We start from the raw sequence: 12581 nt of genomic DNA on the forward strand, positions 1-12581 counted from the left end.
GCCGCGCGCGTGTCCGTTTCGGCGCTGCTTATAGGAACCGGCGGCGAAAGCCGCAATCGTCGTGGCGGAATCGTGTCGTGACGTCGCATGCGATTGCGGCACGGGCCGGGCGTTGCTAGAGCGCAGGGAGCTGATTTCGGAGGAACGACGTGACGCGCAGCATCAGGCCGCTGGTAGCCGGAAACTGGAAGATGAACGGCCTCAAGGCCGAGCTCGCCATCGCAGCCGAGGTGGCGAAGGGCTACGACGCCGGGCTGAAGCAGGCCGTCGACCTCGCCATCTGCCCGCCCGCGACCCTGCTGTTCGCCGGCTCGGCCGCGCTGATCGGCTCGCGCATCGCCACTGGCGGGCAGGATTGCAGCACGCAGGTCTCCGGCGCCTTCACCGGCGAGGTGTCGGCCGCGATGCTGGCCGATGCCGGCGCGACCTTCTGCATCGTCGGCCATTCCGAGCGCCGCACGCTGCACGGCGAGACCAACGCCACCGTCAAGGCCAAGGCCGAGGCTGCCCAGAAAGCGCTGCTGGTGCCGATCGTCTGTGTCGGCGAAACGAAGGATGAGCGCGAGGCCGGCAAGGCGCTGGCCGTGGTCAAGAAGCAGCTGCGCGGTTCGATCCCGGAAGATGCGACCGCGACGACGCTCGTCGTCGCCTACGAACCGGTCTGGGCGATCGGCACCGGCCTGACGCCGACCGCGGCCGATGTCGCCGAGATGCATGAGGCGATCCGCGCCGAGCTAGGCCGTCTGCTCGGCAAGGCAGCCGCCGCCGGCGTCAGGCTGCTCTATGGCGGCTCGGTGAAGCCCTCCAACGCCGTCGAGCTGATGAATGTCGCCCATGTCGATGGCGCGCTCGTCGGCGGCGCGAGCCTGAAGGCCGAGGAATTCCTGGCGATCGCGCGGGCCTGCTCCGGCTGAGCGGCAATGTGAATCACACGCCCCGCAGGGGTGGCGCTGTCGGCGCACGCATGTTATGTGCCGCGCCGAATTCGCCTCGATCTTCGAGGAGGAGCGGGTGGCCCTTGCGGCGGCCCGCGCCATGCCCATTTTCGTGAGACCATGCAGAACGTTCTCATCGTCATCCACCTGATCATCGTCGTCGCGCTCGTCGGCGTGGTGCTGTTGCAGCGTTCCGAAGGCGGCGGCCTCGGCATGGGCTCTGGCGGTGGCGGCGGTGTCGGCGGCTTCATGACCGGCCGTGGCCAGGCCAACGCATTGACGCGTGCAACGGCGATTCTCGCCGGTCTCTTCTTCCTGACTTCGGTCGTGCTCGCCGTCATGGCCAACCGCGGCCGCGTCCAGCGTTCGATCATCGACGGCGCGCCTACGACCACCGCACCGGCTACCCCGGGCGCGCCCGCAGCTCCGAGCGCCCCGAATGCCGGCGGCGTCCTCGACCAGCTGCGCCAGATGCAGAACCAGAATCAGGGCGGCGCACAGCCGCCGACGCCGCCGGCGGCGCCGCAGCAATAGGATAGGGCAGGGGCCGGGTGACCGGCCCTTCTCTTTTGTGTGGGCAAAAGGCTTCGAGGCCGGGCGACCGGCCTCCTCTTTTTGTGGACAAGCGTCCAGGGCAGGTCGGGACTGCACTGCTTGCGCTTAGCGAATCGAACCCGTGGCGATAGAGGTGACCTCCCATGACGCGGTATGTTTTCATCACCGGCGGCGTGGTGTCCTCGCTTGGCAAAGGCCTGGCGGCGGCGGCTCTCGCAGCCCTTCTGCAGGCGCGCGGCCACACGGTCCGCCTGCGCAAGCTCGACCCATACCTCAATGTCGATCCGGGCACGATGAGCCCGTATCAGCACGGTGAGGTCTTCGTCACAGACGACGGCGCCGAGACCGACCTCGACCTCGGCCATTACGAGCGCTTCACCGGCCGGCCCTGCAACAAGGGCGACAACATCACCACCGGCCGCATCTACATGGACATCCTGACCAAGGAGCGCCGGGGCGACTATCTCGGCGCGACGATCCAGGTCGTCCCGCATGTCACCAACGCCATCAAGGAATTCATCCTCACCGGCAACGAAGGCTACGACTTCACGCTGGTCGAGATCGGCGGCACGGTCGGCGACATCGAGAGCCTGCCCTTCCTCGAGGCCATCCGCCAGACCAACCAGCAGCTGCCGCGCGGACAGTGCATCTTCATCCACCTGACGCTGCTCCCCTATATCCCGACAGCCGGCGAGCTGAAGACCAAGCCGACCCAGCATTCGGTCGCCGAGCTGCGCTCGATCGGCATCCAGCCCGACATCCTGCTCTGCCGCACCGACCGCGAGATTCCGCGCGAGGAGCGCCGCAAGCTCGCTCTGTTCTGCAATGTCCGCGAGACCGCCGTGATCGAGGCCCGCGACGTCGCCTCGATCTACGACGTGCCGCTCTCCTACCATGCCGAGGGCCTCGACAACGAAGTGCTCGCCGCCTTCGGCATGGACGCGCAGCCCGAGCCCGACATCGCGAACTGGAGGCGCATTTCCGAGCGCGTGAAGAACCCCGAGGGCGAGGTCACCATCGCCGTCGTCGGCAAGTACACCGGCATGAAGGACGCCTATAAGTCCCTCATCGAGGCGCTGACGCATGGCGGCATCGCCAACAACGTGAAGGTCAATCTCGACTGGATCGAATCGGAGGTCTTCGAGAAGGAGGACCCCGCGCCCTTCCTCGAGCATGTCCACGGCATCCTGGTGCCCGGCGGCTTCGGCCATCGCGGCGCCGAGGGCAAGATCAAGGCGGCAACCTTCGCCAGGCAGCGCCAGGTGCCCTATTTCGGCATCTGCTTCGGCATGCAGATGGCGGTGATCGAGGCGGCGCGTTCGCTCGCCGGCATCGAGAACGCGAATTCGACCGAGTTCGGCCCGGCCGAGGAGCCCGTCGTCGGCCTTATGACCGAATGGATGCGCGGCAACGAGCTGGAGCAGCGCGCCGCGAACGGCAATCTCGGCGGCACGATGCGGCTCGGCGCCTATGCCTCGACGCTCGCAGCCGGTTCGAAGATCGCCGAGATCTACGGCTCGACCGAGATTTCCGAGCGTCATCGGCACCGCTACGAGGTCAATATGGGCTATCGCGAGAAGCTCGAGGCGAAGGGCATGCGCTTCGCGGGGCTCTCGCCGGACGGCCTCCTGCCGGAGACGGTCGAGTATCCCGACCATCCCTGGTTCATCGGCGTGCAGTATCACCCCGAGCTTAAGTCGCGTCCCTTCGAGCCGCACCCGCTCTTCGCGAGCTTCATCGAGGCGGCCAAGGCGCAAAGCCGCCTGGTCTGACCTAGCCGCCGAGCGCGACCGCCGCCCAAGGGTGACGGTGCTGTTCGAAGACGACTTTTTGCGGGGCTGGAAACGCGGGATCGGCGAAGGCTCCGACAGCCACCGCCATCAGCTCCGGCCTTCGAGACGGCTCCCACAGGACCGTGCTGCCGCAGGCCGGGCAGAAATGATGCAGGACGCGAGAGCCGCTGTCGGCCGGCCTCTCGTAATCGACATAAGCGCCAGAAACGACGACGGCCTTCCGAGGAAAGAAGGCCGCGACGCCATAGGTGCTGCCTGTTCGCCTCTGACACTCGCGACAATGACAAAGCGCGACGATTGCCGGCTCGCCCTCGCATGTGACGCGCAGCTGGCCGCAACTGCAGCGGGCTTCCCGGGTCGTCATCGGCTTGCATCCTCCCTTTAGATGACGGCTGGCACAGCTTTTTTGGATAGCTCCGGTAGCGCGCGACGATCGCGGCCGTATAGTACGGCCTCGGATTGGCGACGGGGCAGGGCGGCATGACGATCTCTATGGCGGGCCTGCCCGCCTTCCTCCTCTATTTCGTCGTCGGCGTGGCGCTGATCGCGGCCTTTGCTGCGATCTACCTTCGGTTGACGGCCCATGACGAAATCGCCCTGATCCGCAGCGGCAATCTTTCCGCAGCGGTTGCGCTCGGCGGCAATCTCGTCGGTTTTTCGGTTCCACTCGAGAAGGCGATCGCCCAGGCGAGCAGCATTCCCGACTGCATTCTCTGGGCTGTCGCCGCGATGATCGTCCAGTTTGCCGCCTATGGGCTGGCGCGGCTGCTCATCCCGGAATTGTCGCGCAAGATCGAGCAGGACAAACTGCCGGCCGCGGCGATGCTGGCGGTGATCGCCGTGATCTCGGGAACGCTGGCAGGCGCCAGCATGACGGTGTGAGGCGGCGATGAAACGCTCTTCGCAGATCGGCCTCGCAGCAGCCGGCGTGCTCCTGGTCGCGACAGTCTGGTCGATGACGGGCGAGGAAACGCAGGAGAGCCTCGTCTACAACAACCTGAGCGAATGCCAGGCCGACGGGCAGATCGGCTACCAGCAATGCGAGGCGGCTTTTTCGGAAGCCGCAGCCGCGCGCCTCAAGGATGCGCCGAAGTTCCGCAGCCAGAGCGATTGCGAGGCGCAATACGGCGCCAGCGGCTGCAACACGGCCAGCATCGGCGGGGCGCAGTACTTCATTCCCGCGCTTGCCGGCTTCATGCTGGCGCGCGGGATGGCGGGCAACCAGGCCCAGCCGCTCCTGCCGCCGACGACCGCGGCCTGCCCGCCTGGAGCGGCTCAGCCGGAATGCCAGCAGGCGCGCAGCTCGTCGTCCAGTTCGTCCAGCAGTGGCGGCGGTTCCGGCGGCAGCAGCCGCTCGCGCGCCTATTCGACGACGACCGGCCGCGGCTTCACGGCGGCGGCCGTGGGCGCGCGGGGCGTGGTCTCGACCACGAGCGTGTCCTCGCGCGGCGGCTTCGGCTCGTTTGCCCGTTCCTTCTCCTCGCATTCCTCGTCCTGAGATGCGCCGGGTCACGATTGCGCCCCGGCCGGACTGGGTCGAGCAGGTCGAGCGGCTGGGCTTCGCCTTCCACACCATCGACGGCGAGACCTATTGGGACGAAAGCGCCGCTTACGCCTTCACGCTGGAGGAGATCGAGCGCGACATCGAGGCGCCCACGGAAGCGATCGAGCAGCTTTGCTTCGCTTTCGTCGAGAAGGCGCTCGGCAATGAGGAAATCCTGACCCGGCTCGCCATTCCGGCCGAGCACTGGGACTATATCCGGGAGAGCTGGCAGCGTGGCGAGCGCAACCTCTACGGCCGTCTCGACCTCGCCTATGACGGGCATGGGCCCGCCAAGCTGCTCGAATACAATGCCGATACGCCGACCGCGCTGTTCGAATCGAGCGTCGCGCAATGGGACTGGCTAGAGCAGGCGATGGCGCGCGGCACGATCCCGAAGGGAAGCGACCAGTTCAACTCGCTGCATGAGCGCCTGATTACCGCCTTCATGGCCTTGCGCGAGCCCTCGCCCTACCGCCTGCATCTGACCTGCGTGCAGGGCAGCGCCGAGGACAAGGGCACGGTCGACTACCTGACCGATTGCGCCGTGCAGGCCGGGCTCGATGCCCGTTTCACCTATATCGAGGAGATTGGCCTGCTCTCGGATGGGCGCTTCTGCGACGGTGCCAACCAGCCGATCGAAACGCTGTTCAAGCTCTATCCCTGGGAATGGCTGTTCCGCGAAAGCTACGGCAAGTCGCTGGCAGGCTCGCGCTGCCAGTTCATCGAGCCGCCCTGGAAGGCTGCTCTCTCCAACAAGGGCCTGCTCGCCTGTCTCTGGGAGATGGAGCCGGGCCATCCCAACCTGCTGCCGGCCTTCTTCGAGGGCGATCCGCGTTGCGCGACATTGTCGCCCCGGCGTGTCCGCAAACCGCTCTATTCCCGCGAGGGCGCCAACGTCACGCTCATGGAGCGCGACCGGATCGTCGATAGCGACGACGGCCCCTACGGCGCCGAGGGATACGTGCTGCAGGACGCGGCGGCGAACCTGTTCTCGGCCGATGGCAACTATGCCGTACTGGGCTCATGGCTCGTCGCCTCGCAGGCCTGCGGGCTATGCGTGCGCGAGGATTCCTCGCCGATCACCAAGAACACCTCCCGCTTCGTGCCGCACTATATCGAGCCCTGAGCGCAGCGGGACATGACCGCGCCGTGAAGTGTTGCTAGCCTTGGGTTCCGATACGCCTGTCGAAAGAGCCTGCCATGCCTGCAACAACCTCAACGCCTCGCGGCCTCGACCATCTCGTCATCGGCGTCCGCGATCTCGATGCCGCATGGCGCTTCTACGAGAAGCTCGGGTTCCGCGTCGGTACCCGGAACCGCCACCCCTGGGGCACCGAGAACCGGATCGTGCAGTTTCCCGGCTCCTTCCTCGAACTCGTGACGATCGTCGACGACGCTGCCATCCCGCCGCATGGCGAACGCAGCTTCTCCTTCGGGGCCTTCGTCCGCGAGGCGCTGGCTGGGCAAGGGGAGGGCCTGTCGATGCTGGTGCTGGAAAGCACCGACGCCAAGGCCGATGCAGCCGCTTTCAAGGCCGCCGGAATCGGCGATTTCGAGCCGTTCTTCTTCGAGCGCCAAGGCAAGCGGCCGGACGGCACCACGGTGCGCGTCGCCTTCGAGCTCGCCTTCGCCGCGGATTCGCGGGCGCCGGAATGCGGCTTCTTCGTCTGCCGGCAGATCGAGCCGCAGAACTTCTGGAACCCCGAGTTCCAGCAGCATCCGAACGGCGCCACTGCGCTCGCCTCGGCGGTGATCGTCGCCGAAGACCCGGCGCTGCACCGCGCCTTCCTCACCACTTTCAGCGGCGGCGCCGAGGTGCTGGAGGGCAACGAGGACTATGTTCTCGCCCTGCCGCGCGGGCGCATCGACGTGCTCGATCCGGAGGCGGCGCAGGGTGCCTACCTCGTCGAGCCCGACACGACGCCGGCCCGCTTCCTCGGCTTCTGCGTCTCGGTCCCCGATATCGAGGCGGTGGCGGAACGCCTGACTGAGGCCGAAATCTCGTTCCAGCGCGGCGAGGAGCGGCTCTTCGTCGAACCGGAGCACGCCTTTGGCTGCATGATCGCGTTCGAGCAGGGCTGAGCGCCGCGGTCAGGCTATCGTTTCGGAGCCGCCGCCGTCTTTTCGGACAAGCTGCGTAGCAGCGCCGATCCTGCATCCATCCCAGGGCTCCGGCACTCGACGATGGATTCCGGGTCAGGCCCGGGATGACGGCGTGGTTCCGCGTAAAACCGGCCGGCGTCAGCCCTGCGCCTCGACCGGCGGCAGGGAGGCCAGCAGGCCGATCAGCGCCCGGTCGTGCAGCACGACCATGCGCTCCTTCGGCTTCAGCCAGATCGCGGCATCGTCGATCGTCTCGGCATCGACCAGCTTGGCCTGGGCGACCGCGCGGTCCGGCTCGATCTCGCCGCGCCGGCGGGATTGGCCATAGGGCAGCATCAGCTCATGGGCATGGCGCAGTTCGGGATCGCCGTGGAGCGCCTTGATCCCGTCCGCGTCGTCATAGCCGGCCTTCTCGAATTCCGCCTGGAGCTCGTTGGCGCGCAGGGCGATCGACGGCGGGGCGCCTTCCTCGGGCGTCATCAAGAGCTTGTGGCGCTTGAGCCAGAGGCCGATCGCGAGCTGGCCGGACGCCCATGACAGCGGGATCGCCAACACGAGGCCGACGATCGTGGGAGACATCCAGGCGAAGAGTGATGTCGCGATCAGGAAGGCCGACAGGCCGGTCACGAGCCCCAGGACCGTATGGGTCCTGTGCCGGCGCACGATGTCCTTGAACGGAATCGAGCCGTCGTCGCGCCGCTGCGGGTTCCAGCCGGTGTCGCGGCCGAGCAGGATCTGGAAGACGGACCCCGACTGGATCAGCATCATGATCGGCGCGAAGAACGCCGAGAACAAAACCTCGATCAGCGCCGAGACGGTGAGGCGGATCGTGCCGCCGCCGGCGCGCCTGAGCTTGGTGTTGAACAGCGTCAGCAGCAGGCCGAACAGCTTCGGCGCCAGCAGGATCGCCATGGTCAGCGCGAACAGGCGCAAGGCGCGTTCGGGGTCGAAGCGCGGCCAGACCGGGAAGAGCGTAAACTCCTGGGTGAAGTACTCCGGCCGGGCATAGTTGACCTGCAGCACGATCAGAATGCCGACCACCAGCTGCATCAGCCAGAAGGGCGAGGCGAGGTAACCCATGATGCCGGTCGCGAAATGCTGGCGCGTGGCCAGCACGAAACCCTTGGCGCCCATGACGCGCGAATGCTGGAGATTGCCCTGGCACCAGCGCCGGTCCCGCACCGAGACGTCGATCAGCGAGGGCGGGCTTTCCTCGTATGAACCCGTCAGGTCCGGCAGCATGTAGACAGACCAGCCGGCGCGGCGGATCAGCGCCGCCTCGACGAAGTCGTGGCTCAGCACATGGCCGCCGAAGGGCGGCTTACCCTTGAGATCGGGCAGGCCGCAATGGTCGGCGAAGGCCTGCGTCCGGATGATGGCGTTGTGGCCCCAGTAGTTGCCGTCGCGGCCGGACCACATGGCGAGGCCGGTCGCTATGACAGGCCCGTAGACCCGCGCCGCGAACTGCTGCAGCCGTGCGAAGAAGGTGTTGCGATTGATGATCAGCGGCAGCGACTGGATGATGCCGGCGTCGGGATCGGCCTCCATCGCGGCGGCGAGGCGCACGACGCAGGTGCCCGTCATCAGGCTGTCGGCGTCGAGCACGACCATATGCTCGTAATGCCCGCCCCAGCGCGTGACGAAATCGGCGATGTTGCCGGCCTTGCGGTGGTGGTTCTTCGGTCGGTGGCGGTAGTAGACCCGCGAATTGGGGCCAAGCCGCTCGCGCAGTGCCAGGAAGGCGCGCTCCTCTGCAACCCAGATATCCGGGTTGGTGGTGTCGGAGACGATGAAATAGTCGAAATGATCGCCGAGCCCCGTCGCATCGACCGACTCGCGTATGGCCGCGACCGCGGCGAAGGTTCGCGCCGACGACTCGTTGTAGATCGGCATCACCACGACGGTGCGATGCTTCAGGCTTTCCGCCCGCTCCGCGCGGCCGGCGCCGAACAGAACGCCGAAGAAGCCGAGGATCGAGCTGGTGAAGGCAAGGGCGATCCACGAGAAGTTGATCGTGAACAGCACGAGCAAGGCATACTGCAGCGAGGTCGTGCGGCTGACCGACACGACGTTGTACATCTCCCAGGCGCCGAAGGCGGTGAGAGCCAAGCCGCCGCCGAAGACGAAGAGGCGCTTCAGCCAGGGCGTCTTCCAGTTGCCGGGCGCCGCGGGCTTGCGCCGCTCCGACATGTTCCAGCTCTTGAAGGACTGCAACGGCATGATCAGCCGCTCTTCGGGTGGGGTCGCAGGCTCCCGAGCTGGGTTGAAGCTGCGGGCCTCCACCTCTGCAGTGTCCTGGCGGGTGGCGGTCACCACGTCCATCGATTCAACCATGTTTCCGAGACGGGCTGGCCGCCGGATTGCAGGACGAGCCTGAGTTCAGAGAGCGTTTCGGTGCCGGGGTCCACCTCGAACCCGACGCGCATCATCTTGCGCTCCGGATAAGGCCAGAGTCGGACGCCCTGCACCGCGCCGGGCTGGGCCGTGACTGTCGCCCGCGTCGAAGCGATCAGCGCCGGGTCGGCAAGCCGGTCGCCGGTGAACTCGACGATGAAGCGGCGGCGCCGGCCTTGCGAGCCCTTGCCCTGACGGGTGCGCGTCGCGATCGCCAGCGGCGGGCGTTCGGGGGGCTGCCAGCACCAGGCCTGGCGATAGCTGATCGAGGTCTCGCTGCCGGCCGCCAGCGGCTGCTTCGGCCGCCAGTACATGATGATGTTCTTGTTCGGCTCGGAATCGCTGGGGATCTCGATCAGCTGGACCGACCCCGCGCCCCAGTCCCCGAGCGGCTCGTTCCAGACGCTGGGGCGCAGTTCGAAGCGCTGGTCGTCGTCCTGGAAGGCGGCCGGGTCGCGCTCGCGCTGCACCAGGCCGAAACCCTTCGGATTCTCGTCGACGAAGGAAGAAACCTGCAGCGTCGCGGGGTTGTTCACCGGCCGGTAGATCCACTCGCCACCGCCCGACAGCATCTGGACGCCCGAGACCTCGCCGATTGAGGGCCGCACATCGTCGAAGGTGCGCCGGCTCTGCGGACCGGAGAGGAAGGTCGCGCTCGTGCAGCCGAACCCGACATGCTCCAGCGCCTGGCGTGCGAACAGGGTCATCTCGACATCGATGAAGGTCACGTCGCCGGGCCGCAGCGTCATCCGCACCGCACCGCTGACGCTCTCCGAATCGAGCAGCCCATGGATGACGAGCGAGCCGACGGCAGGACTCGGACGCTCGATCCAGAAGGCCCGGAAGAAGGGCAGTTCCTCGCCGCGGGTCTCGCCGGGGCGCAGAATCAGCGCGCGCGACATCGCACCGAAATTCTGGCCTCGCGCCAGGGCACGGAAGAATGTGGCGCCCTGGAAGATCGCGACCTCGAACGGTCGCTCGAGCCCGGCCGCGATCCGCATCCCGGAGAACTGCAGATCGAGATTGGCCGCCGGCGGGGCGACGCGGCCGTAATCGAACCTGGCGCGGTCGAAGGCGACCCTGCGCACCGTGCCGTCCTCAATCGTGAACAGGCTGACGGGATTGGAGAAGACATAGCCGCGATGCAACGGCTCGACCGTGAAGCCGCGATTCTCTCCGGCCCAGATCGTAGACTCAGGCCGCATGCGAATGCCGGCATACTGATCGGCCGGCAGGCTCGCGTAGTTTTCCGGCAGATCGGTTGCGGCCAGTGGAATCAGAGGGCGCTGCGACAGGGCGCGGGCGGCATCGACGACCAGCGCAGAGTCGAAACGCTGTCCATCGGCGAGGGAGGGAATATTGAAGGCGGCAGCGCCCGTGGGCGCCTGCGCCGCAGAGGGGCCGGCAAGGGACAGCAAGGCTGCGCCGCCGGCGGCACCTTCCAGAAATTGCCTGCGATTCAAGGGTTTCGACATCTTATCCATACTGCACGGGCGACGCCCTTCGCCCTCCGCGCTTCTAGAGCATTTCCAGCTCGGCTGAAAAGCGTTTCCGATCAGGAAAATAGTGGTGATTGAACCCGCCGGAGCCGCTTGCGAAAACGGCTTAGTCCAGTTGATGGGTGACGATCATTCTCGGAAGGCCTCTTTTGATCCGTCTCCACTTTGGCAAAAGCCAAACGGATCGGCTATCCACGGCGCCTGCAACGCCAGCATGCGTAAAAACGACCGTGAAGAGCGGGCAACAGTCCAATCATGCCCTGCAAGGGAAACGACAAAGATGACCGAAATGCAGCCGGCTTGCTCCTGCCTTGCGATCGTTCTGGCCGCCGGCGAGGGCACCCGCATGAAATCGCTGCTGCCGAAGGTGCTTCATCCCGTTGCCGGCCGCTCTCTCCTTGGCCATGTCCTGTCCTCGGTCGCGCGGGCCGGCGCCGACGCAGTTGCAGTCGTGATCTCCTCGGAACGCCCCGAGGTCGGAGAGCAGACGCTCAAGCTCCTGCCGTCGGCACGGATAGCGACGCAGCATGAGCGGCGCGGAACGGCCCATGCGGTGCTTGCGGCAAAGGACGCTTTGAAGGCCGGGCACGATCATATCCTGGTCGCTTTCGCCGATACCCCGCTCGTCCGGCCGGAAACCTTCGCGGCGCTGCGCGGCGCGCTGGCCGGGGGAGCAGCCGTCGCCGTTCTCGGCTTCGAGGCGCAGGACCCGGCCGGCTATGGCCGGCTCGTCGAGCACGACGGCAAGCTCGAAGCGATCGTCGAGCATAAGGACACGACGCCGGAGCAGCGCCAAATCAAGCTCTGCAATGCCGGCCTGATGGCGCTCGCCGGCGAACATGCGCTGGCGATTCTCGAAGCGATCGGCGACGACAACGCCCAGCGCGAGTTCTATCTGACCGACGCCGTCGCGGTCGCACGATCGCACGGGTTGGAAGCCGTCGTGCTGAAGGCGCCGGAGAGCGAGGTCCAGGGCGTCAACGACCGTGCGCAACTCGCTGGCGCGGAAGCCGAATTCCAGCGGCGCAAGCGGCACGCCGTGATGCTCGAAGGCGCGACGCTGATCGCGCCCGAAACCGTCTTCTTCAGCTTCGACACCGAGATCGGCCGCGACGTGACGATCGAGCCCAACGTCGTCTTCGGCCCGGGCGTTCGCGTTGCCGATGGCGCGGTGATCCACGCCTTTTCACACCTGGAAGGCGCCGAGGTCGGCCCGGCCGCCAGCGTCGGTCCCTATGCACGCCTGCGGCCGGGCACGGTGCTCAGCGAGAAGTCCCGGGTGGGCAATTTCGTCGAGGTGAAGGCCGCCGATATCGGGCCCGGCGCCAAGGTCAACCACCTGACCTATATCGGCGATGCCAGCGTGGGCGCGGCGGCCAATATCGGTGCCGGCACCATCACCTGCAACTACGATGGCTTCGTCAAATCGAAGACGACGATCGGTGCCAATGCCTTCGTCGGATCGAACTCGTCCCTGGTCGCGCCGGTGACGATCGGCGACGGCGCCTATATCGGCTCCGGCTCGGTCATCACCAGCGACGTCGCGCCCGATGCGCTCGCCATCGGCCGTAGCCGGCAGGTCGAGAAGGAGGGCTGGGCCAAGATCTTCCGGAAGGAAGCGGCAGCCCGGAAAGCGGCCAAGAAGGCAGCCGAATAGACCGGAATTGCGGTGGATCGGGCAATCCGCCGTTCACAGTTCGTCATGTAGATTGATTGGGCAGGCGCGCTTTTCGCGGCTATGCGCTTTCGCCAACGGCAA

General features: G+C 66.6%; 11 protein-coding genes. 8 read left to right on the forward strand and 3 right to left on the reverse strand.

Going from position 1 to position 12581, the window contains the following annotated elements; all coding sequences use genetic code 11:
* Positions 1 to 149: 149 nt before the first annotated feature.
* The 3 genes from tpiA to NWE53_RS05700 all read left to right on the forward strand — a co-directional run bounded on the left by tpiA (position 150) and on the right by NWE53_RS05700 (position 3262).
* On the forward strand, positions 150 to 914 hold the full coding sequence (gene tpiA / locus NWE53_RS05690; RefSeq protein WP_265053396.1) for a triose-phosphate isomerase: 765 nt from the start codon (positions 150 to 152) through the stop codon (positions 912 to 914).
* A gap of 141 nt (positions 915 to 1055) precedes the next feature.
* Positions 1056 to 1469, forward strand: coding sequence for a preprotein translocase subunit SecG (gene secG, locus NWE53_RS05695; protein ID WP_265053397.1), 414 nt, complete (start codon positions 1056 to 1058; stop codon positions 1467 to 1469).
* A 164-nt stretch (positions 1470 to 1633) separates the two neighbouring features.
* Positions 1634 to 3262 carry a CTP synthase gene (locus tag NWE53_RS05700; protein ID WP_265053398.1) on the forward strand — a complete coding sequence of 543 codons (1629 nt, stop codon included), beginning with the start codon at positions 1634 to 1636 and terminating at the stop codon, positions 3260 to 3262.
* Position 3263: 1 nt separating this feature from the next.
* On the opposite strand, the gene NWE53_RS05705 is transcribed toward NWE53_RS05700, so the two are convergent.
* Positions 3264 to 3647, reverse strand: a complete 384-nt coding sequence (locus NWE53_RS05705; RefSeq protein WP_265053399.1) for a GFA family protein — start codon at positions 3645 to 3647, stop codon at positions 3264 to 3266.
* A 116-nt stretch (positions 3648 to 3763) separates the two neighbouring features.
* Between NWE53_RS05705 and NWE53_RS05710 the strand changes: the two genes are divergently transcribed.
* The 4 genes from NWE53_RS05710 to NWE53_RS05725 all read left to right on the forward strand — a co-directional run bounded on the left by NWE53_RS05710 (position 3764) and on the right by NWE53_RS05725 (position 6908).
* Entirely contained in the window at positions 3764 to 4165 is a 402-nt protein-coding gene (locus tag NWE53_RS05710) for a DUF350 domain-containing protein (protein WP_265053400.1), read from the forward strand.
* Positions 4166 to 4172: 7 nt separating this feature from the next.
* On the forward strand, positions 4173 to 4781 hold the full coding sequence (locus tag NWE53_RS05715) for a DUF1190 domain-containing protein (RefSeq protein ID WP_265053401.1): 609 nt from the start codon (positions 4173 to 4175) through the stop codon (positions 4779 to 4781).
* 1 nt (position 4782) lies between these two features.
* Positions 4783 to 5952, forward strand: coding sequence for a glutathionylspermidine synthase family protein (locus NWE53_RS05720; protein WP_265053402.1), 1170 nt, complete (start codon positions 4783 to 4785; stop codon positions 5950 to 5952).
* A 74-nt stretch (positions 5953 to 6026) separates the two neighbouring features.
* A complete protein-coding gene (locus tag NWE53_RS05725) occupies positions 6027 to 6908 on the forward strand; it encodes a VOC family protein (protein WP_265053403.1) in 882 nt (293 codons plus the stop codon).
* Positions 6909 to 7067: 159 nt separating this feature from the next.
* Here the strand turns inward: NWE53_RS05725 and mdoH are convergent, their stop codons facing one another.
* On the reverse strand, positions 7068 to 9251 hold the full coding sequence (gene mdoH, locus NWE53_RS05730) for a glucans biosynthesis glucosyltransferase MdoH (protein WP_442864974.1): 2184 nt from the start codon (positions 9249 to 9251) through the stop codon (positions 7068 to 7070).
* Complete coding sequence (locus NWE53_RS05735) at positions 9239 to 10798, reverse strand: OpgD/OpgG family glucan biosynthesis protein (protein ID WP_265053404.1); 1560 nt, start codon at positions 10796 to 10798, stop codon at positions 9239 to 9241. The genes mdoH and NWE53_RS05735 overlap by 13 nt, the downstream gene beginning before the upstream one ends.
* A 313-nt stretch (positions 10799 to 11111) precedes the next feature.
* On the opposite strand from NWE53_RS05735, the gene glmU reads away from it, so the two are divergent.
* On the forward strand, positions 11112 to 12479 hold the full coding sequence (gene glmU / locus NWE53_RS05740; protein WP_320109579.1) for a bifunctional UDP-N-acetylglucosamine diphosphorylase/glucosamine-1-phosphate N-acetyltransferase GlmU: 1368 nt from the start codon (positions 11112 to 11114) through the stop codon (positions 12477 to 12479).
* Positions 12480 to 12581 lie beyond the last annotated feature (102 nt).

The sequence above is a fragment of the Bosea sp. NBC_00550 genome (assembly GCF_026020075.1).
Classification (GTDB): Bacteria; Pseudomonadota; Alphaproteobacteria; order Rhizobiales; family Beijerinckiaceae; genus Allobosea.

Excerpts from the sequence above, each read along its gene's own strand:
- secG (WP_265053397.1), top strand. The coding sequence starts at position 1,056 with ATGCAGAACGTTCTCATCGTCATCCACCTGATCATCGTCGTCGCGCTC.
- NWE53_RS05700 (WP_265053398.1), top strand. The coding sequence starts at position 1,634 with ATGACGCGGTATGTTTTCATCACCGGCGGCGTGGTGTCCTCGCTTGGC.
- NWE53_RS05705 (WP_265053399.1), bottom strand. The coding sequence starts at position 3,647 with ATGACGACCCGGGAAGCCCGCTGCAGTTGCGGCCAGCTGCGCGTCACA.
- NWE53_RS05710 (WP_265053400.1), top strand. The coding sequence starts at position 3,764 with ATGACGATCTCTATGGCGGGCCTGCCCGCCTTCCTCCTCTATTTCGTC.
- NWE53_RS05715 (WP_265053401.1), top strand. The coding sequence starts at position 4,173 with ATGAAACGCTCTTCGCAGATCGGCCTCGCAGCAGCCGGCGTGCTCCTG.
- NWE53_RS05720 (WP_265053402.1), top strand. The coding sequence starts at position 4,783 with ATGCGCCGGGTCACGATTGCGCCCCGGCCGGACTGGGTCGAGCAGGTC.
- NWE53_RS05725 (WP_265053403.1), top strand. The coding sequence starts at position 6,027 with ATGCCTGCAACAACCTCAACGCCTCGCGGCCTCGACCATCTCGTCATC.
- mdoH (WP_442864974.1), bottom strand. The coding sequence starts at position 9,251 with ATGGACGTGGTGACCGCCACCCGCCAGGACACTGCAGAGGTGGAGGCC.
- NWE53_RS05735 (WP_265053404.1), bottom strand. The coding sequence starts at position 10,798 with ATGTCGAAACCCTTGAATCGCAGGCAATTTCTGGAAGGTGCCGCCGGC.
- glmU (WP_320109579.1), top strand. The coding sequence starts at position 11,112 with ATGCAGCCGGCTTGCTCCTGCCTTGCGATCGTTCTGGCCGCCGGCGAG.